Below are 19,381 nucleotides of genomic sequence, written 5' to 3' on the forward strand. Positions count from 1 at the left end.
TAATTCTTATATTGCGTCTCCAAAAAATAACATTATTAGATTACTTAAACGTATTAATATGAAGAAAATAATTGTATCAAGGTTATTATTAACTGTAGCAGTTGCGTTAACCTTGGTTGGTTGTAAGAGGTCTGGAAGTGGCTCTAACACCTCTAGGGCTACAGGATGGCAAATTAATTCTAAAGACGGTGGGTTTCAATACAACACTAATTTTAAAGAGCAAGAAACTGCTCCTGGATTAGTATTTGTAGAAGGAGGAACTTTTACTATGGGAAGAGTACAAGACGATGTTATGCATGATTGGAATAACACTCCAAATCAACAACACGTTCAGTCTTTTTACATGGATGAGACAGAGGTTACAAACAAAATGTACCTTGAATATTTAGATTGGATTAAAAGAACTTATCCGCCAGAAGAAGAAAACTTTAGAGCAATCTATAATGGTGTTTTACCAGACACATTAGTATGGAGAAACCGTTTAGGTTATAATGAAGTTATGACAGACAACTATTTGCGTCATCCAGGTTATGGAGAATATCCTGTGGTTGGTGTTAGTTGGATTCAAGCTGTTGAGTTTGCTAACTGGAGAACAGATCGTGTAAACGAACTTTCTTTACAAAGAGATGGTTACCTTAAAGAAGGTAGTAATCTAGAAGCTACAGCAGACGCCAACTTTAGTACTGACACTTATATAAACTCGCCAAACCAATCTTTTGGAGGTAATGAAGATATTTTAAAAGGAGGGAATCTTAAGCCACAAACTAATGCTGCTGGTGACGAAATTAACGTTTATGCATCAAGAGAAACTGGATTAATTTCTCCTAAATACAGACTTCCTACTGAAACTGAATGGGAATATGCTGCTTTAGGATTATCTGAAATTAGAAGCTACAACGTTTATAGAGGACGTAAAAAATACCCTTGGGATGGACAGTACACACGTTCTGGAAGTCGTAAAATAAAAGGAGATCAATTAGCAAACTTTAAACAAGGTAAAGGTGATTACGGTGGAATTGCTGGATGGTCTGACGATGGTGCAGATATTACTGGTCAAGTTAAATCTTATGCTCCAAATGATTATGGTCTTTACGATATGGCTGGTAACGTTGCAGAATGGGTTGCCGATGTTTACAGACCAATAGTTGATGACGAGTTTAATGACTTTAACTACTATAGAGGAAATGTTTATACTAAAAATGCAATCAATGATGATGGTACAGTAAAAATTGTTACTACTGATGAGATTGTATTTGATACTTTACCAAACGGAAAAGTAGTACCTAGAGATTTACCAGGTGAGATTGCTACACAACCTATTGATGAAGAAGAAACTTACTTAAGAACAAACTTTGACAGAAGTGATAACCGTAACTTTAGAGATGGTGACACACAATCTTCTAGATACTATGCAGATAGATTTGGTTATGATGAAGAAGAAACTTCTGAAGATGTATCTACTAGAAAAATGTACAACGCACCAAAGCATAACATCCAAATGGATTCTGCTGGAAACATGATTAGAGAGTATGACAAATCAAACAAACGTACTTCTTTAATTAATGATGAAGTTAGAGTTTACAAAGGTGGATCATGGAAAGATAGAGAGTACTGGTTAGATCCAGCACAAAGAAGATATTACCCACAAAACATGGCTACAGACTACATTGGTTTTAGATGTGCTATGTCTAGAGTAGGATCTAAATCTAAAGGTCAAAGAAAATCAAAAAACTAAAAACTATTTAGTTTAAATATTAAAAAGTCCTAACATTTGTTAGGACTTTTTTTATACTTTTATTTCATGAAAATAGATGAACTATACCAACTGTTTTTGGATTGTAAAGCAGTAAACACTGATACTAGAAACGTTGAAACTAATGATATGTTTTTCGCTTTAAGCGGAGAAAACTTTAATGGTAATACTTTTGCTAACGAAGCATTACAAAAAGGTGCTAAATACGCTATTATAGATGATGAAGATTATCGTAGATCAGACAAGACTATATTAGTTTCAAACACGCTTAAAACGCTTCAAAAGCTAGCAACCTACCATAGACAACAATTGGGTTTGAAAATTATTTCTTTAACGGGAAGCAATGGAAAAACAACAACTAAAGAACTTATTAATACTGTACTTAGCAAAAAGTACAAAACAACTGCTACAATTGGTAATTTAAACAATCATATTGGTGTACCTCTTACACTATTATCTATGACCAACACAACAGAAATTGGTATTGTAGAAATGGGAGCTAATCATAAAAAAGAAATTGAATTTTTATGTCAAATTGCTCAACCTGATTTTGGTTATATAACTAATTTTGGCAAAGCGCACTTAGAGGGATTTGGTGGTGTTGAAGGAGTAATTCAAGGTAAAAGTGAATTATATGACTACTTAACTTCTAACAACAAAACTATATTTTTTAATGCCGATGATAATATTCAAAAAGAGAAACTAAGTCAGTACAAAAACAGTAAAGGATATAGCCAAAATAATACTGATTATTATTTAATAAATTTATTAAAAGCAAATCCCTTTGTAAATTTTAAGGCTGAAAACACAACCATACAATCAAATTTAATAGGTGACTATAATATTACTAACCTAAGTGTTGCAACACTAATAGGAAAGTATTTTGATGTTTCAATTAATGATATTAAAGCTGCAATTCAAGATTATGTACCAACAAACAACAGGTCACAAATTATAAAAAAGGATACTAATACTATTATAATGGATGCCTACAATGCAAATCCATCAAGTATGGAAGTTGCGTTACAAAATCTAAATAATCAAAATGAAAAAAATAAAATTGCTATTTTAGGAGATATGTTTGAATTAGGTGCCTCTGCAGATACCGAGCATCAAAATATAGCAAACCTAGCAAATCACTTAAATATAGATGAAGTCATACTTATTGGAGAAAACTTTATAAAAACTAAAACTGAAAATAATAAGGTAAAACAATATCGCTCTTTTGAAGATTTTAAAACCCATTATAAACCTATTACAAACAGTCATGTTTTAATTAAAGGTTCTAGAGGAATGGCTTTAGAAAGAGTTTTAAAACTATTATAAATAAAAAAATCCGAAACAAAAGTTTCGGATTTTTTTGTGGGCGACAAGGGATTCGAACCCCTGACCCCTTGGGTGTAAACCAAGTGCTCTGAACCAACTGAGCTAGTCGCCCTAAATATTAAGATGAAAATATACGTTACTTTTATATATCACCAAATTTAAAATAAAAATCCGAAACGGGGTTTCGGAGATTTTGTGGGCGCGAAGGGATTCGAACCCCTGACCCCTTGGGTGTAAACCAAGTGCTCTGAACCAACTGAGCTACGCGCCCTAAATATTAGGTGTGCAAATATACATTACTTTTTGATTTCTCAAAACCTTTTATTCAAAAAAAATAACTTTTTTTTCGAATAAAAAATTAACTCATTAATATATAGTTAATAACAAAACTAAAAATTATAAATAATTTAATATTTTTGAATTCAAATAGCTACTCAATTTGAACTACATATCCATTATAGACCAACTAAATTTAGATATTGAGGCAATATCAGACTTAGATAACAATAAAATAATACGATTACAAAAGCAATTAAAAGCTAAAGCTGTCTTGGAAAACAGCAGTAATTTAGGTCAATTAGCTTCTATGATAGATGAGCTAAAAGACGAAACGATTAGAAAACATCATATTTTTGTAGAAAAACACCAATGGTTAAAGCAAATAATAACTGGTGACTATAGTAACATTCCTCAGAGTTCAATTAAAATACATCATGAGTCCATTGCTAATAATGATAGTTTAAAACAGTTTTTAGCGCCTTATTTAAAAGCACACATTAAACCTTTTTTAGCTGAAACCTTAAATAAAGGAAAATATATATTACTAATTAATATTGTTCTAAGTCAAAGACTTTTCACTGAAGAAATAGAGCAAATGATTATTAGCTTTTTTAGTTCTAAACTAAACTATGCTAAAGTTTATATGGAAGAAGGAAAATTAGAAGACAAGCATTATCCTGTTGCTTATATCACAAATCGTAATTTTATTAAGTGCTTAAGTCAATATCCAAATTCATTTGAGGATGATATAAACGAGTTAAATTCAGTTGTAATTGATATCTATAATTCTAAAAGAAAAAACACTAACAATTCTACTTTTATCTTTACCGCTAAAGCTATGGTCGCTTTTGGAGAGTTAGAAATTTCTAACTACATGCTAAAAGATGTTTTAATATCAAATGCAGCAACAGCTAAACCTTACGCATTCAAAACTGGAAAATCTCAAAAAACAAAATCAGGAACAGGTGTTGGAATATGGAGCATTATAGTATTTTTAATTTTAATGGTTAGAATAGCAACTAAAGTTTTTAGAAGTGATAGCAGTAGTCCTTCTAACTATTATGACCAATATGATAGAATTAATATTGGTAACACAAACGAAAACAATAAAAATATTTTAGAGGCTATTCGTAAAATTCAAGAAAAAAAACAATTAGAGCAGCAAACTTTAGGTTCAAATAATTCTAAAAATAACAATATAGAAGAAACCGTAATCTTAAAAAACAACAAAACTATTAAAACTATAACATTACCAAACATATATGGTAATAGGTATAAATCAAAAAATCATATAAGATTTATTTACAGCTTAAAGCTGAAAACAAAACGAGAAGATCAAGAAAAAAATCCAAAACCAACCACACCTATAACTGCATTTACAAATGCCTATCCAAAAACGTTTAACACTATTGAATCTTCAGAAAATAGAGTAAATAATTATAGTTTACTTAAAAACAATAGTAATAACGATCTTGTTGTTTTTAGGCTAACCCAAGGTATAGATCAAACTATTTATATACCTAATGAAGAAACAAGGTATATCAATATTAAACAAGGAGACTCGTTATTATTTTATACAGGTCAATATTTTTCTCCTGGACGATTCTCTCATTTTAAAACACAAACTGAGCTATCTAAATTATACAAAGTAAAAACATTTGAAACCGGAACAAATACAGAAATTAACATTTTGCCTTTTAGTCAAGAAGTAAAATTTAATAAAGATTTTAAGACTAATAAAACAACTATTGACACTTTTTTACGTGATCATATTAAAACCAATAAGCTAGAACTTGAGGCCTTAAATATTGATTACATATATACAAAATGGTATAAAAATAAATACAACTAAATAGTTATCTTAAACCTGTTTTACTATCATCTTTAAATTGTTTTTGCTTCTCTTTTTCTCTATCTGGCAGTAAAGCATATAATGCATAAACAATATGTTTTAAAGATTTATAATCTTTACGCTCAATAGCTTCATCACCTTGCTTCATTAACTTATCTGCTTTTTTAGTATCAGTAAATCCTGAAGTATATTTTAGACCAAAAAAATAGGATATAAAATTCTCATCACTAGACTGGATAATTGAATTAAACAATACGTCTAATTCTTTTATTTTAGCTCTAATTAAATATTTATCACCAGAATTAATGACTTCTTTTTCGTTAGCAATAACCTTTAGATATTTAGGCCTGTATTTTTCGTTTTCTTCTTTATTAACTTCCCATTCTAAACTATCTTTAGAAATGTTATACTCTTCAATTTCTAGAGCTACAACCTTGTTTCTAGTTAGCGTATCAAAGGTTTGTATAAGCTTACGCTTTTGATCGTCTAATTGATATTTTTTATCAGAAACATCATCATCATTTAATAACGTTGTTTCAATCTGAATTTCAATTAAACCAACTCTTAATTGTTCTAACTTATTAGAATACTCAAAATTTTCTTCTTCAACTTGTTCTTTGATAAGGTATTCTACATCAGATAAAACAGCATTAATTTCCATGTTTATTTTAGAAATACTTATAGTGCGTTCTGACTGGCTAAAAACATTTTTAAATTCTTGATCACAAGCTTGCAAATAGACATTTATTTTTAAATCTCTAGACTCTGTAATCTCTAATTCTATTTCTATATCAGTTCCTTTTATTAAATCTTCTTCAAGGTCTTTTCCAGAAAACTCTATATAACCAATACTTAAACCAGAACTTGGTAAACCTTTGGATTGCCCTTCAACAATATTAATGATAAGATTAGCATCAGAATCTTTTAATATTGTTTTTGATGCTGTTTTATATATCTTTTTCTTTAATGGAAGAATACTTCCTTTTCTAAAAATCTGTTCTAATCTAGTAACCGAAGCATCAATATCATCAACTTCCATACAAATATCTATAGGTAGCGGTTGACCTAAAACGTTATAACTTCCTTGATTTATAGCTATTGTGTTGATGGTTTTTAAAGGATTTAACTGTTGATCTAAAACCTGAATTTTAAATTGGTTTAATTGTCCTTTTAAAAGCGGTACAAACTCGGCAAAGCCACCATTTTGAATTATTTTTATTCCGGAATCATAACCACCATCTGTTCTTGTTACTCTATATTTTAAATCTGTCCCAGAAACTTTACATGTGATTAACTCTTCTAAATCTCTAGTGTTTTGCTCATAAAAAATCTGAGTGTCAATACTACTCTCCTCCTCTACTACAATTGTTTTTTCTGTTTCAATAGTTGTAGGTTTAGATCCAGCAAAGTAAGCTGCTCCATCTACAACTGCAGATGTTGGATCTATACTAGAATCTACTAAAATACCGGTTTCTTCTTTAATACGCTGTTTAATTAAAGGCACATAAGTACTACCTCCAATTAATATTAAACGTTCTATTTGTGAGTTTAATAATTGATTTTGAGAAATCACTTTTTTAATAAACGTAATGGTTTGCTCAACCTTAGGAGTAATAACAGCTTCAAACTCTGCTCTAGTTATTACAATCTGTTCAAATATATTATCATCCTTAATATCAATATCTATCTCTATTTCTGTTTCAGGATAAACAGACAATTCTTTTTTAGCTTCTTCAGCTTTTTTAAGCAACTCGAAATACAAGCCTTTATATCGACTTGATTTAGATTTAATATCTTTCCAAAGGTTAGTAATATTAGCGTTGGCCTCAATTTTTGGAACAATTATTTTTTCGACTATAAGATTATCAAAATCTGCTCCTCCTAAAAAATTATCGCCTTCATTATCTATAACCTTCAATTCTCTGTCATTGACTTCAACTAAAGCCACATCAAAAGTTCCTCCACCAAAATCATAAACAATCCAATTTTTAGATGTTTCTATATCTAAATTAGACTGATTTGCAAAAGCTAAACATGCTGCAATAGGTTCTTGCAACAAAACAACTTCTTTAAAACCTGCTAAATAACCTGCTTTTTTAGTTGCGTTAGATTGTATCGTATCAAAAGATGCTGGAATTGTTATTACAGCAGTTTGTAGTTGATCCGTATCTGTAACAAAGTTTTTTAATTCTTTTAAAATTAAAGAAGATAAGTCTATTGGAGACATTTCTTTGTTAGTAGACGGTATAAAATAAGTTTCTTGTGTACCCATTTTACGTTTAAAAAGCATGCAAACATTTTCTGCATCCTTCTCTAAATAATCTAAAGCTTTATCTCCAATAATTGTGCGATTACCTCTAAAAGCAACACATGAAGGTAAAGTTTGTTTTAAACCTAAAGGGTTATTATATATTTTAACAGCACCATTATTATAATTAGCAATTAAGCTGTTTGTGGTACCTAAATCAATAGCAAAGTTAATGGTCTTCATTGGGTGTTATTCTACAATTACAATTCCTTTTTGTACTAAACTATTTTGGTTATCAGTTTTTTTATAAACTATAGGTTTTAGCACTTTAACAATTTTCATTTGTCCATTAAAATCACCAGTAATATTGGCTTCAACGTCAGTCATTTCGTTTCGGTATGTTTGACCAATTGGATTAATAATATGGTAACCCAAAGTTTCAAATTCATGATTAATCCTATCAATATTTCTATTGAAAACTGTTAAATTTTCTTTATTACTTTTTAATTGAATAGAAAACACTTGATTGATTATCTCTAACATTTTTTATGATGAATTAAATGAAAGTGTAAGATACAATTTATATGAAATTAAACCACTTCGGCAACCACAAAAGTACTTCCTCCAATATAAATTACGTCATCAACCGAAGCTGTATTTAATGCTGTATTGTATGCGTCTTCTACAGAAGCGTAAGGCTTACCAATAAATCCATTATCTAAAAAAGATTGCATTAATACACTAGCATCCAAACCTCTTGGGACGTTTGGTTTGCAAAAATAATATGTTGCGTGTTTTGGTAATAAAGGTAAAATGGAAACCAAATCTTTGTCATTAACCACTCCAAATACAACATGAAGATTAGAGTATTTTTCTTGTGATAACTGCTGCATTGCTAAAGTTAAACCTTCTTTATTATGAGCCGTATCACAAATAACTTTAGGAGCTGTATTTAATGTCTGCCAACGTCCTTTTAAACCTGTATTTTTTACCGAATAAAGTAATCCGTTAACGATGTTATCTTCAGATATTTTATATCCTTTTTTATTTAGTAGGTTTACGGTTTGCACAACACCTTTTATATTCTTGGATTGATAGCTCCCTTTTAAATCTGTTGTAAACGTTTTGGTAATTAATTGATCTGCAAAATAGATTGGACTGCTGTTTTTTTCCGCGAAAGCGTTAAAAACATCTTGAGTTTCAGGTTGTGTTTCGCTAATAACAACAGGGATATTTGATTTTATAATACCTGCTTTTTCTGAAGCTATTAAACTTAAAGTATCACCCAAAAACTGCACATGATCTAATCCTATATTAGTGATTAATGAGACCTCAGGAGTAATAATATTTGTTGAATCTAAACGACCTCCTAAACCGACTTCAATAACTGCAAAATCAACTTTTTGTTTTGCAAAATAGTCAAAAGCCATACCTACTGTCATTTCAAAAAAAGACAATGAATTATCTTCAAAAAAAGATTTGTTTTCTTCTATAAAATCAATAACAAATTGCTTGCTAACTTCTTTGCCATTAATTTTAATGCGCTCTCTAAAATCTTTTAAATGTGGAGAAGTATATAATCCAACTTTATAACCAGCTTCCTGAAGTACAGATGCTAACAGGTGACTACTAGAGCCTTTACCATTAGTACCAGCTACATGTAAAGATTTAAACTTATGTTGTGGATTATTAAGGTGATTAGCTAAATTAATAGTGTTAGATAAGTCTTTTTTAAATGCTGTTTGACCTTGCTTTTGATACATTGGAAGTTGAGAAAACATCCAATTTACAGTCTCTAAATAAGTCATGATAGTTTATTGACCTAATTTAAAATTGATACTTACAAATCCTATTTGACGTTCTGGAGCATTACTGTCTGGAGCCCATTTATGAGTTAATGCTATTTTACGAGCAGGTTCTAATAAACAAGCAGCAGTGTTTTTGGTTCCTTTAACTCCTGGAACTGCTTTTACTACTTTACCGGAACGGTCAACTTCAATTTGCACAACTACAAGTCCAGACTCGTTACAGTCCTGAACAATAGTGTTAAATCTAGGCTTACCTCTTCCGTTTAAACCATAACCTACACCATTACCACTTCCTTTTCCTGTACCATCACCAAATTTACTTGGTCCATAAGAGTTACCTGATCCAGAACCATTACCTGGTCCATTTCCAGGACCATTATTATTAGAATCAGATGCATTTTCTGAATTACTAATTCCGTTAATTAAAGCGTCATTAGCTTTTCTAATCTCATCTTGTCTCTTTTTTTCTGCAGCTTCTGCAGCAGCTTTAGCTGCTTTTGCAGCTTGTTCTTTAGCTAATTGGTCTGCTTTAGCTTTGGCTATAGCATCGTTTTCCTTTTTAGCTTGTTCTTGCTGTTTTTTAATTGCAACAGCGTCTTCATCTTCTTGTGTAATGACGTCTTCTTTTGACGTTGGTGCAGCAGCAGCTTCCTGTTGCTGTACTTCTTCTTGAGGTTTAGTCTCTTCTGGCTGTGTTTTATTTGGTGCAGCTGCTTGAGCTGGTGCACCTCCTCCACCTCCAGAAGAACCTCCAAAGTTAATGGCAACACCATATTCTTCTGGTGGATCCATATAATTTTGACCAACTACAAATAGAAGCAATAGTAATATCAACATAATTAATGCTGTTATTTTTGCTGAGTTCTTTTCATGTTTGGTTTTTAAATATTTCATCTTATTGTGCTTTTACTGCCAATGACGATTTGATTTTATTTCGGTTTGCAATATCCATGATAAACACGACATGTTGCATTTCTACACTTTCATCTGATCTTATAGTAATAGTTGGAGAGTCTACATTACCAACTTTTGCTAGTACTTCTGCTTCTAATTTATCTTTAGATACTTGCTTCATATCTACATAATAGTTAACGTTTTTATCAACGCTTACAGATACGTTTTTAGTCTGTGTGGTTTTGCTTGATGATTTAGGTAATAATAAATCAATAGCTTCTGCCGATACTAAAGTTGATGCAATCATAAAAAAGATAAGCAGTAAGAACACGATGTCTGTCATAGACGACATGTTAAATTCTGGTGTTACTTTATTTCTTCCTCTTAAACGCATATTAACTAGGTTCGTTTAATAAATCTAAAAATTCAAGCGAGTTAGCTTCCATTTGATATACAACTTTATCTGTTTTAACAACTAAATGGTTGTATGCAATGTAAGCTACAATACCTACAATTAAACCACCAACAGTTGTTGTCATTGCTGTATATAAACCATCTGCTAGTGTCTTTATATCTATAGAACCACCAGAATTAGCAATTTCAAAAATAGATAAAATCATACCTATTACTGTCCCAAGGAAACCAATCATTGGTGCAGCTCCAGATATAGTTGCTAGTACACTTACATTTTTTTCTAAACTATAAATTTCTAGTCGTCCTGCATTTTCAATAGCTGTATTAATATCGTCTAAAGGTTTTCCAATTCTAGAAACCCCTTTGCTAATTAATCTTGATACAGGCGAATCTACTGTTGTGCATAAATTTTGAGCTGACTCGATTTTACCATTACTAACGTAATCTTTAATTTGATTCATAAAATTAGAATCAATTTTTGAAGCATCCTTTATAGCAAAGATTCGTTCAAAATAAATGTAAACCGCCATGACTAATAACACAAATAGTAATGCGATAATAATCATACCTGCTGTACCACCTGTTGTTATTAACTCGATTATTGATAATGTTTTTTCAACTGGTTCTCCTTCTGTTAATGGATCTACCGCTTGAGCAGTGTCTTGAATTAATGTACTTATCATATTATGTTTTTACTTAAATATCTAACGCTAATCTTTTAATTAAATTATACTAAAACAATTTTTACCATTATGTAACCTAACACACCTAATACAATTGTATATGGTAATGCCATTTTTACCATTTTACCGTAAGATAAATTGATTAATGGTGCTAATGCTGAAGTTAATAAAAATAAGAATGCTGCTTGACCGTTTGGCGTTGCTACACTTGGTAGATTTGTACCTGTGTTAATAGCAATTGCTAATTTTTCGAAATGCTCTCTATCAATTGCTCCACTTTTAAATGCTTCTTGAACTTCTCCTATATATACAGTTGCAACAAATACATTATCACTAATTGCAGACAGGAAACCGTTTGCTAAATAAAATAAACCTGGTTGTGCAGCTGGATCTTGTTTTAAAGCCCAATTAATAATAGGACTAAATAAATGTTGGTCATGTATCATGGCTACAATTACAAAAAACACAACAAGCAGACCTGTAAATGGTAATGCTTCTTCAAAAGCATGACCTAATTGGTGCTCATCAATAATACCCATAAATGCAGTTTGGAAAATAATTAAAGCTAATCCAATAAATCCAACAGGAGCAATATGTAAAGCTAATCCCATGATTAATAATACAGCTGCTACACCTTGAACTATAAGTGCATATTTTTGCTTATCTGTTCTGTTTCTGTCTTCTTCAATTGTGTAATTTTCGATAATTCCAGCTACAACAGGAGGTAGTTTTTCACCAAAACCAAAAGATCCTGTTAGCTCTAATATTATAGTTGTTAATAAACCAGCAATTAATACAGGAATAGTTATTGGAGCCATTTGAATGAAAAACTCAATAAAGTCCCATCCTAATCTTTCACCAATTAATAAGTTTTGAGGCTCACCAACTAAAGTACAAACACCACCTAAAGCTGTACCTACAACTCCATGCATGATTAAACTTCTTAAAAAACTTCTAAATTGTTCTAGAGTTTCTCCACTTAATTCTTCTCTATCTTTTACTCCACTTGAGTCATAATCTGCTTCACTAGAATGAATTTTGTGGTAAACACCATAAAACCCAACAGCTACACTAATTAATACTGCTGTTACTGTTAAAGCATCTAAAAAGGCTGATAAAACTGCTGATAGAAATACAAATAATAGAGATAAAACTACTTTAGATTTTATTTTAGTAAATACTTTACTAAAGATAAACATCAGTAATGGCTTCATAAAATAAATACCTGCTACCATGAATACTAAAAGTAGAATTACTTCTAAATTTTGATCAACTTCATGATACGCATTTTCAGGAGATGTTAACCCTAAAGCAATAACCTCTATTGCTAATAATCCACCAGATTGTAATGGATAACATTTTAATGCCATAGCTAGAGTAAAAATAAACTCAGCAATAAAAAGCCATGAAGTCACAGTTTTTCCTAATACGAAAAAAGAAAAAATGTTAAAAATTAAAAAACTAATCATGGTTAGTTTAAACCATTTTGGGCTATTCCCTAAAAAATTCTTGAACATATTAATTATATTTTAAATAAGTTGTTTTAGTGCTATTTCAAAAGCAGTTTTGCTAATTTCTTTTTTAGAAGTATTTTTAGCATGTACGTTTTGTATAGCTTTTTTGATAATATTAGAAGTATCATTAAAGATAGCTTCATCTGTCATTTGTACTTTACGTTCCATAAAGTAGGCAAATACACGAGCCATACCACAGTTTGAAATAAAATCTGGTATAAGGCTTACACGCTCATCAGTTTGTTCCATGATTGATCCAAAGAAAATTTCTTTATCAGCAAAAGGTACATTTGCACCACATGATACAACTTCTAAACCTGTGTTTATCATTTGATCTATTTGATCTTGTGTTATTAATCTTGAGGCTGCACAAGGTGCAAAAATTTCGGTTTCTAAAGACCAAACACGCTCATTCATTTCGGCAAAAGGAATCATATTATCTGTTGATAATGTGTTTCCGTTTTTAGTTAAGAAGAAATCTTTTATGTCTTCAAAAGAAAATCCGTCTTCATTAATAACTCCTCCAGAGATATCAATAATACCAACTACTTTTGCTCCCATTTGAGCTAAGTAATAAGCTGCTGCAGATCCAACGTTTCCAAAACCTTGTACAACTGCACGTTTTCCTTTTACACTTCCTCCATAAATATCATAATAATGTTTTACAGCTTCTGCAACACCATAACCTGTAATCATGTCTGCTACAGTATATTTTTTTGCAACATCTGGAGAAAAATTAGTGTTTTCTAACACTTTTATAACGCCTTGACGTAATTGTCCAATACGGTTTATTTTATCTGCTTCTGTTGGTTTAAAGTGTCCGTTAAAAACACCTTCTTGTGGATGCCAAACTCCAGATTCTTCTGTAATTGGAATTACTTCATGTATTTCGTCTACATTTAAGTCTCCTCCAGTACCATAATAACTTTTAAGTAATGGTGATACTGCTTTATACCAACGCTCTAAAACGCCTTTTTTTCTTGGGTCTTTTGGATCAAAATTTATTCCTGATTTTGCACCTCCAATTGCTGGTCCTGAAACAGTAAATTTAACTTCCATTGTTTTTGCTAAAGACAACACTTCATTCATGTCTAATCCTTTGCGCATTCTGGTTCCTCCTCCTGCTGCTCCACCTCTTAGCGAGTTTATTACAGTCCATCCTTCTGCTTCAGTTTCGGAATCTTTCCAGTTAAATATAATTTCTGGTTCTTTATTTTCGTAAATTTTTAATAAGTCTTTCATTATTGATTTTGGTTTCAACTTTAATATTTTCTTTTAAATCGGAGAATAATATTAAGGTAGCTAAAGTTGATTCATCTTAAGAAGTATTAGATTTTATTAGTTCAACAAATATAAAAAAACAAAAAATGCATTTTAATAGTTAAACCATTTTTATTATGATAATTTAATGTTAACATTTTAGGGCTTCTGAGCTCTAAACACATAGCATAACTAATGATAATTATGGATTGAATTTATAAATATTACCTGAGGAGTGGTCTTTTGAAGCTCCTGTTACGGATTTTAAACAATTATTTTGATTTAACAAGCGTAATACACCAAGAAAGGCAAAAATTAAGGCTTCCTTAAACTCTATTATTTTTGTTGAAGGTATAACAATTTTATTTGATGTTAATACTTGAATTTCTTCTATTAAAAACGAATTAAAAACACCACCTCCTGTTGTTAATACCGATGATTTATCTGTTTGGTTTATTATTGCTGCTATTTGTTGTGCACAGTGTTTAACGTAGGTGTGCAAAATGTCTTCAGTCTTTAAATTATAACTATCTATTAACGGAAAAATGTTTGTCTTTACCCATTCCAATCCTAAAGATTTTGGATGCTTTTGTGCATAAAATGGTAAGTCATTTAACTGTTCTAACAGAGGTTGACAAATGTTTCCGTTTCTGGCAATGCTTCCTTTGTTGTCAAAACTTAAACCTAAACTGTTGACGTATTTATTAAGTACTATATTTACTGGACAAATATCAAATGCTATGCGTTGGTTTTCTGCTTGACAGGAAATATTAGCAAATCCACCCAAATTTAAACACCAAGTGTATTGATTAAATAATAATTGATCACCAATAGGTACCAGAGGAGCACCTTGACCTCCTAACTTAACATCCTGAACTCTAAAATCACACACAACATTTTGCTTAATTAATGTTGCTAACTTAGGTAAGTTTCCTATTTGTAACGTATATCCTAAATCCGGTTGATGCAAGGCTGTATGACCATGAGAGCATACTGCATCTATAGTTTTTATGTTATTTTCTTGAATAAATTGATTAATTATGTTAGCTAAATATGTAGTATATTCTTGATCTAAACTGTCTAATTGTGAAGGATTTAAATCTGTTAAGCCTTTTAGTCTATTAGTCCAATCTTGAGAATAAGCAATGGTTGTTGCTTTATTGATTTTGAAGCTCCAGTCGGTTTCTTTTTTAAATGAAATTAAAGCTAAATCTATACCATCTAAAGAGGTACCAGACATCACACCAATTACGCAAAACTTGTCTTTAATCATATCCTGTAAAAATAACTATATCGATTGAAAAAATGCTAATAAAAACTTATCTTTGCGTACAATTTTTATTAAATCAACAATCTTATATAAATTATGGATTTTAGCCTAACTGAAGAACATATCATGATTCGCGATGCAGCTCGCGATTTTGCACAAACAGAATTATTACCAGGAGTTATCGAGCGTGATAACGCACAAACGTTTCCGGACGAATTAGTACGAAAAATGGGAGCTCTAGGTTTTATGGGAATTATGGTAGACCCTAAGTATGGAGGAAGTGGTATGGATGCTATTTCTTACGTATTAATTATGGAAGAATTATCAAAAATTGATGCCTCAGCTTCTGTAATGGTGTCAGTTAATAACTCTTTAGTTTGCTATGGTCTTGAAGCTTTTGGTACAGAAGAACAAAAACAAAAGTATTTAACAAAGTTAGCTTCGGGAGAATCTATAGGAGCATTTTGTTTAAGTGAACCTGAAGCTGGTAGTGATGCAACATCACAAAAAACTACTGCTATTGATAAAGGTGATCACTATATTATTAATGGTACAAAAAACTGGATTACTAATGGTGGACGTAGTGATGTATACTTAGTAATTGCACAAACAGATAGAGAAAAAGGACATAAAGGTATTAATGCTTTTATTGTTGAAAAAGGAACTCCTGGTTTTGACATTGGACCTAAAGAAGATAAATTAGGAATTAGAGGAAGTGATACACATACTTTACAATTTAACGACGTTAAAGTACCAAAAGAAAACCGTATTGGTGAAGATGGATTTGGATTTAAATTTGCAATGAAAACTTTATCTGGTGGACGTATTGGTATTGCTGCACAAGCTTTAGGTATTGCATCTGGTGCATATGAGCTAGCATTAAAATACAGTAAAGAGCGTAAAGCTTTTGGTACAGAAATTTGTAACCATCAAGCTATTGCATTTAAATTAGCTGATATGTATACTGAAATTGAAGCTGCACGTATGTTAGTCATGAAAGCTGCTTGGGATAAAGACCAAGGTAACAATTATGACATGTCTAGTGCTATGGCTAAATTATATGCTAGTAAAGTTGCAATGGAACAAACGGTTGAAGCTGTGCAAATACATGGTGGAAATGGTTTTGTAAAAGAATACCATGTAGAGCGTTTAATGCGTGATGCAAAAATCACACAGATTTATGAAGGTACTTCTGAAATACAAAAAATAGTGATTTCTAGAGGTGTTATTAAAGGGTAATCTTTGATTATAACTAGAAAACTAAAAAGGCTTTAAATTAAATTTAAAGCCTTTTTTTATTTTGAAATTTCGTCTAAAACTAATCTTATTTCTCCATAAGTATACTTATCATCAATTTGATGTTTTAAATCGGATAGATTCTCAAATTTATGCTTTGGTATAATGGCTTTAAGTTCTTTATAATGTTTTTCTGATATTAAATCAGTTATTTTAACCTCACCTGTTGCTATAAAGCTAGCCAAATGACCAATTATAGTATTGACATTTAAATCACGCTCAAAAGCAATTTGCTCTACTGATTTACCAGCTTTAAAAATCTGTAAAGAAGTCAACATTGTATCTCCTTTTTTTCGTTTTGGTTTCGGTTTATCAAAAACTTCAATAGCTTTTGAAGTTTCTATATCATTTTCATTACAGTAATCTGTAATAACTTTTAGTATTTCTTTTCCGTATTTTTCAACTCTAGTTTTTCCAAAACCATTAACATTAAGTAACTCTGTTTTATTAGTTGGTAAGGTTTCACACATTTCGTATAATGACTTTTGAGTGAAAATTTGAAAATGTATTAAATCTTCTCTCTCAGCTATTGTGTTTCTTAATTCTCTTAAAAGCTCGAATAACTCGACATTGGTAGTTCCATCAATAACAGATGTTCTTGATTTTTTTGGTTTTTCTTTAGTTAAGAAAACAGACTTAGCTCGTAATTCCAAGAATGTGTTAACTTTAAAGCCTTTATTTAAATTTGAAAAATAAAGCGTTTTGATAGCAATTAACTCTTCAAGTGTATCTAATTGTTTATTAAAATCTTTTTCTAAATTTTTATTATCAGTTGAAAAATTAAATGTTTTATAGGTATCTATAATCTTAGAATCTGTTTGTGATTTAAAATAATTTATTGCTTTAATAAATCTTTCTTGAATTTGATTATTTGATTCTGGAAGTAAAACTTTAGAGGTTAACTCAGACAATTGAGCTTTAAAACCATTTGCAACTTTTAATAAAGAAGCAACAGTATCCTTAATAGTTATTAAAGGAGTTTCTATATTACCTTGAAAACTTCCAATGTTTTTATAGTAAATATCTAAAATTCGATTAACAGGATATAAAAATTTGTAAAAATTGAAAATCTCAGAAATTAAACCTAATTGATAACTAGATTTAGATTGATTTAAAATTAATTCTGTAGGCTGATTAGCTTCAGCTTCTTTATTAAATTGAATTACGTTATTATCACTAATAATTTGGTTAGAAGTAATTTTACTTTTAAGTACCAAGCCTTCTAATGACTTACATCTACTCAAAGCAACGTAAGTCTGACCATGTGCAAAAGCTCCTTCAGCATCAATGATAGCTTTATCAAAAGTTAAACCTTGACTTTTATGTATAGTTATTGACCAAGCTAAACGTAATGGCATTTGGGTATAAGAACCTATTTTGTTTTCGGTAATTGCTTTAGTTTCTGGATCTACATTATAATTAATGTTATCCCAAACTTCGGCTTTTGTAATTATATTAAATTCATCATCGGGACATTTAATGACAACTTCATCCTTATCCAACAAAATAACTTTACCTATTTTACCATTAAAATAACGCTTTTCAATTGAGCTATCATTTTTAACAAACATGACTTGAGCACCAACCTTTAAAACTAATTTATCTTTATTAGGATAAGAGAATTCAGGAAACTTACCTTCTACTTTAGCATTATACGTTTTTTCTTTTCCTTTTAAATTAGCTAAAGCTGAATTATTAACTTGTTCAGCTTTGTTATTATGTGTTGTTAATGAAATATAACCGTCATTATCCGATGGGATGAAATTGGGTTTGTAACGTTTATTTAATTCGTCAGTTGAAGCTTTTGATAAAGTATTAGTCCTTATTTCATTTAAGATATCAATAAACTTAGGATTATCTTGTCTATAAATATGTTTTAGTTCGACAGAAATTGGTTGACATCCTTGATAAGCATAACTACTAAAAAAAAAAGGATTCTTATAAAATTGTTTTAATAAATGCCAGTCATTGTCTTTTACAACAGGAGATAATTGTTGTAAATCTCCTATCATTAAAACTTGTACACCTCCAAATACAACTTTTCTATCTCTAAACCGTCTTAAGGTTTTATCAATTCCATCTAGAAGATCAGCTCTAACCATACTAATTTCATCAATTATTAATAAATCCATAGACTTAATAATATTGATTTTAGTTTTACTAAACTTTCTTTTAAAACCTGATGGAGTGTTTAAATCGTCATTTGGCAATATCGGACCAAAAGGTAATTGAAAAAAAGAATGAATAGTGACACCTTTCGCATTTATAGCAGCAACACCTGTTGGAGCAACGATTACAATTCTTTTTAATGAATCACGTTTTAATTTATGAAGAAAGGTTGTTTTACCAGTACCAGCTTTTCCTGTTAGAAAAATATTTCTATCAGTATTATTAACAAAATTATTGGCTAGAATTAAGTCTTTATTGATTTCCATTGAAGATTAATAATGTATGGTAATATAAATAATGCTATTCTATAAATAAAGAAATACACACTAAATTATAATCATACAAGTAAAAAATACACTGAAAAAGAGTTCTTAATATATTAAACCCAGTTATCTCACTCTTCCCCTAAAGTATACATATCCTATTTAAGATTGTAGTAAATTATAAAACAAAAAAAATCCTCAACAAATAAATGTTGAGGATTCTCTAAAAAGGCGACGACCTACTCTCCCACAATGTAGTACCATCGGCGCAAATGGGCTTAACTTCTCTGTTCGGAATGGTAAGAGGTGAGCCCCATCGCTATAATCACCTTAAATCTTTCGGTGTATGTAG

Annotated in this window: 14 protein-coding genes, 2 tRNA genes and 1 rRNA gene; 4 read left to right on the forward strand and 13 right to left on the reverse strand. The window is 30.6% G+C overall.

Features of this window, described 5'->3' with window-relative positions:
- Positions 1-58 precede the first annotated feature (58 nt).
- Positions 59-1,735: a gliding motility lipoprotein GldJ gene (gene gldJ / locus JAO71_RS09825; protein ID WP_036598436.1), complete on the forward strand. Its 1,677-nt coding sequence runs from the start codon at positions 59-61 to the stop codon at positions 1,733-1,735.
- A gap of 66 nt (positions 1,736-1,801) precedes the next feature.
- The gene (locus JAO71_RS09830) at positions 1,802-3,079 is read left to right on the forward strand and encodes a UDP-N-acetylmuramoyl-tripeptide--D-alanyl-D-alanine ligase (RefSeq protein ID WP_203000537.1); all 1,278 of its coding nucleotides are present in this window, start codon (positions 1,802-1,804) and stop codon (positions 3,077-3,079) included.
- A gap of 37 nt (positions 3,080-3,116) precedes the next feature.
- Here the strand turns inward: JAO71_RS09830 and JAO71_RS09835 are convergent.
- Both JAO71_RS09835 and JAO71_RS09840 read right to left on the reverse strand, forming a co-directional pair.
- A tRNA-Val gene (locus JAO71_RS09835) sits at positions 3,117-3,191 on the reverse strand.
- An 84-nt stretch (positions 3,192-3,275) separates the two neighbouring features.
- Positions 3,276-3,350 (reverse strand) — tRNA-Val (locus JAO71_RS09840).
- 168 nt (positions 3,351-3,518) lie between these two features.
- Here JAO71_RS09840 and JAO71_RS09845 point away from each other — a divergent pair.
- Positions 3,519-5,210, forward strand: coding sequence for a hypothetical protein (locus JAO71_RS09845; RefSeq protein WP_203000539.1), 1,692 nt, complete (start codon positions 3,519-3,521; stop codon positions 5,208-5,210).
- Between the two features lie 4 nt (positions 5,211-5,214).
- On the opposite strand, the gene JAO71_RS09850 is transcribed toward JAO71_RS09845, so the two are convergent.
- From JAO71_RS09850 to JAO71_RS09890, 9 genes are all read right to left on the reverse strand, one after another.
- Positions 5,215-7,701 (reverse strand): Hsp70 family protein, encoded by a 2,487-nt coding sequence (locus JAO71_RS09850; protein WP_203000541.1) that lies wholly within the window; start codon positions 7,699-7,701, stop codon positions 5,215-5,217.
- Between the two features lie 6 nt (positions 7,702-7,707).
- On the reverse strand, positions 7,708-8,001 hold the full coding sequence (locus tag JAO71_RS09855; protein ID WP_028289175.1) for a hypothetical protein: 294 nt from the start codon (positions 7,999-8,001) through the stop codon (positions 7,708-7,710).
- Between the two features lie 47 nt (positions 8,002-8,048).
- A complete protein-coding gene (locus tag JAO71_RS09860; protein ID WP_203000543.1) occupies positions 8,049-9,266 on the reverse strand; it encodes a bifunctional folylpolyglutamate synthase/dihydrofolate synthase in 1,218 nt (405 codons plus the stop codon).
- Between the two features lie 6 nt (positions 9,267-9,272).
- Entirely contained in the window at positions 9,273-10,160 is an 888-nt protein-coding gene (locus JAO71_RS09865) for an energy transducer TonB (RefSeq protein WP_203000545.1), read from the reverse strand.
- A 1-nt stretch (position 10,161) separates the two neighbouring features.
- Positions 10,162-10,554 carry an ExbD/TolR family protein gene (locus JAO71_RS09870; protein ID WP_028289172.1) on the reverse strand — a complete coding sequence of 131 codons (393 nt, stop codon included), beginning with the start codon at positions 10,552-10,554 and terminating at the stop codon, positions 10,162-10,164.
- Between the two features lies 1 nt (position 10,555).
- The gene (locus tag JAO71_RS09875; RefSeq protein WP_028289171.1) at positions 10,556-11,257 is read right to left on the reverse strand and encodes a MotA/TolQ/ExbB proton channel family protein; all 702 of its coding nucleotides are present in this window, start codon (positions 11,255-11,257) and stop codon (positions 10,556-10,558) included.
- 44 nt (positions 11,258-11,301) lie between these two features.
- On the reverse strand, positions 11,302-12,774 hold the full coding sequence (nhaB, locus tag JAO71_RS09880) for a sodium/proton antiporter NhaB (protein ID WP_054851731.1): 1,473 nt from the start codon (positions 12,772-12,774) through the stop codon (positions 11,302-11,304).
- A gap of 12 nt (positions 12,775-12,786) precedes the next feature.
- Positions 12,787-14,013 (reverse strand): Glu/Leu/Phe/Val dehydrogenase dimerization domain-containing protein, encoded by a 1,227-nt coding sequence (locus tag JAO71_RS09885; RefSeq protein ID WP_054851732.1) that lies wholly within the window; start codon positions 14,011-14,013, stop codon positions 12,787-12,789.
- Positions 14,014-14,233: 220 nt separating this feature from the next.
- Entirely contained in the window at positions 14,234-15,304 is a 1,071-nt protein-coding gene (locus tag JAO71_RS09890) for an anhydro-N-acetylmuramic acid kinase (protein ID WP_203000546.1), read from the reverse strand.
- 93 nt (positions 15,305-15,397) lie between these two features.
- Between JAO71_RS09890 and JAO71_RS09895 the strand changes: the two genes are divergently transcribed.
- Positions 15,398-16,540: an acyl-CoA dehydrogenase gene (locus tag JAO71_RS09895; protein WP_116823412.1), complete on the forward strand. Its 1,143-nt coding sequence runs from the start codon at positions 15,398-15,400 to the stop codon at positions 16,538-16,540.
- A gap of 56 nt (positions 16,541-16,596) precedes the next feature.
- Here the strand turns inward: JAO71_RS09895 and JAO71_RS09900 are convergent, their stop codons facing one another.
- Positions 16,597-19,032 carry a helix-turn-helix domain-containing protein gene (locus JAO71_RS09900; RefSeq protein WP_203000548.1) on the reverse strand — a complete coding sequence of 812 codons (2,436 nt, stop codon included), beginning with the start codon at positions 19,030-19,032 and terminating at the stop codon, positions 16,597-16,599.
- A 223-nt stretch (positions 19,033-19,255) separates the two neighbouring features.
- Positions 19,256-19,362: ribosomal RNA gene (gene rrf / locus JAO71_RS09905) — 5S ribosomal RNA — on the reverse strand.
- Between the last annotated feature and the right edge of the window lie 19 nt (positions 19,363-19,381).

Origin of the sequence: Olleya sediminilitoris (assembly GCF_016785945.1) — a bacterium.
GTDB classification, from domain to species: domain Bacteria; phylum Bacteroidota; class Bacteroidia; order Flavobacteriales; family Flavobacteriaceae; genus Olleya; species Olleya sediminilitoris.

Coding starts and splice junctions, on each gene's coding strand:
- nhaB (WP_054851731.1), bottom strand. CDS start 12,774: ATGTTCAAGAATTTTTTAGGGAATAGCCCAAAATGGTTTAAACTAACC.
- JAO71_RS09865 (WP_203000545.1), bottom strand. CDS start 10,160: ATGAAATATTTAAAAACCAAACATGAAAAGAACTCAGCAAAAATAACA.
- JAO71_RS09875 (WP_028289171.1), bottom strand. CDS start 11,257: ATGATAAGTACATTAATTCAAGACACTGCTCAAGCGGTAGATCCATTA.
- JAO71_RS09860 (WP_203000543.1), bottom strand. CDS start 9,266: ATGACTTATTTAGAGACTGTAAATTGGATGTTTTCTCAACTTCCAATG.
- JAO71_RS09895 (WP_116823412.1), top strand. CDS start 15,398: ATGGATTTTAGCCTAACTGAAGAACATATCATGATTCGCGATGCAGCT.
- JAO71_RS09830 (WP_203000537.1), top strand. CDS start 1,802: ATGAAAATAGATGAACTATACCAACTGTTTTTGGATTGTAAAGCAGTA.
- JAO71_RS09870 (WP_028289172.1), bottom strand. CDS start 10,554: ATGCGTTTAAGAGGAAGAAATAAAGTAACACCAGAATTTAACATGTCG.
- JAO71_RS09900 (WP_203000548.1), bottom strand. CDS start 19,032: ATGGAAATCAATAAAGACTTAATTCTAGCCAATAATTTTGTTAATAAT.
- JAO71_RS09850 (WP_203000541.1), bottom strand. CDS start 7,701: ATGAAGACCATTAACTTTGCTATTGATTTAGGTACCACAAACAGCTTA.
- JAO71_RS09855 (WP_028289175.1), bottom strand. CDS start 8,001: ATGTTAGAGATAATCAATCAAGTGTTTTCTATTCAATTAAAAAGTAAT.
- JAO71_RS09890 (WP_203000546.1), bottom strand. CDS start 15,304: ATGATTAAAGACAAGTTTTGCGTAATTGGTGTGATGTCTGGTACCTCT.
- JAO71_RS09885 (WP_054851732.1), bottom strand. CDS start 14,013: ATGAAAGACTTATTAAAAATTTACGAAAATAAAGAACCAGAAATTATA.
- gldJ (WP_036598436.1), top strand. CDS start 59: ATGAAGAAAATAATTGTATCAAGGTTATTATTAACTGTAGCAGTTGCG.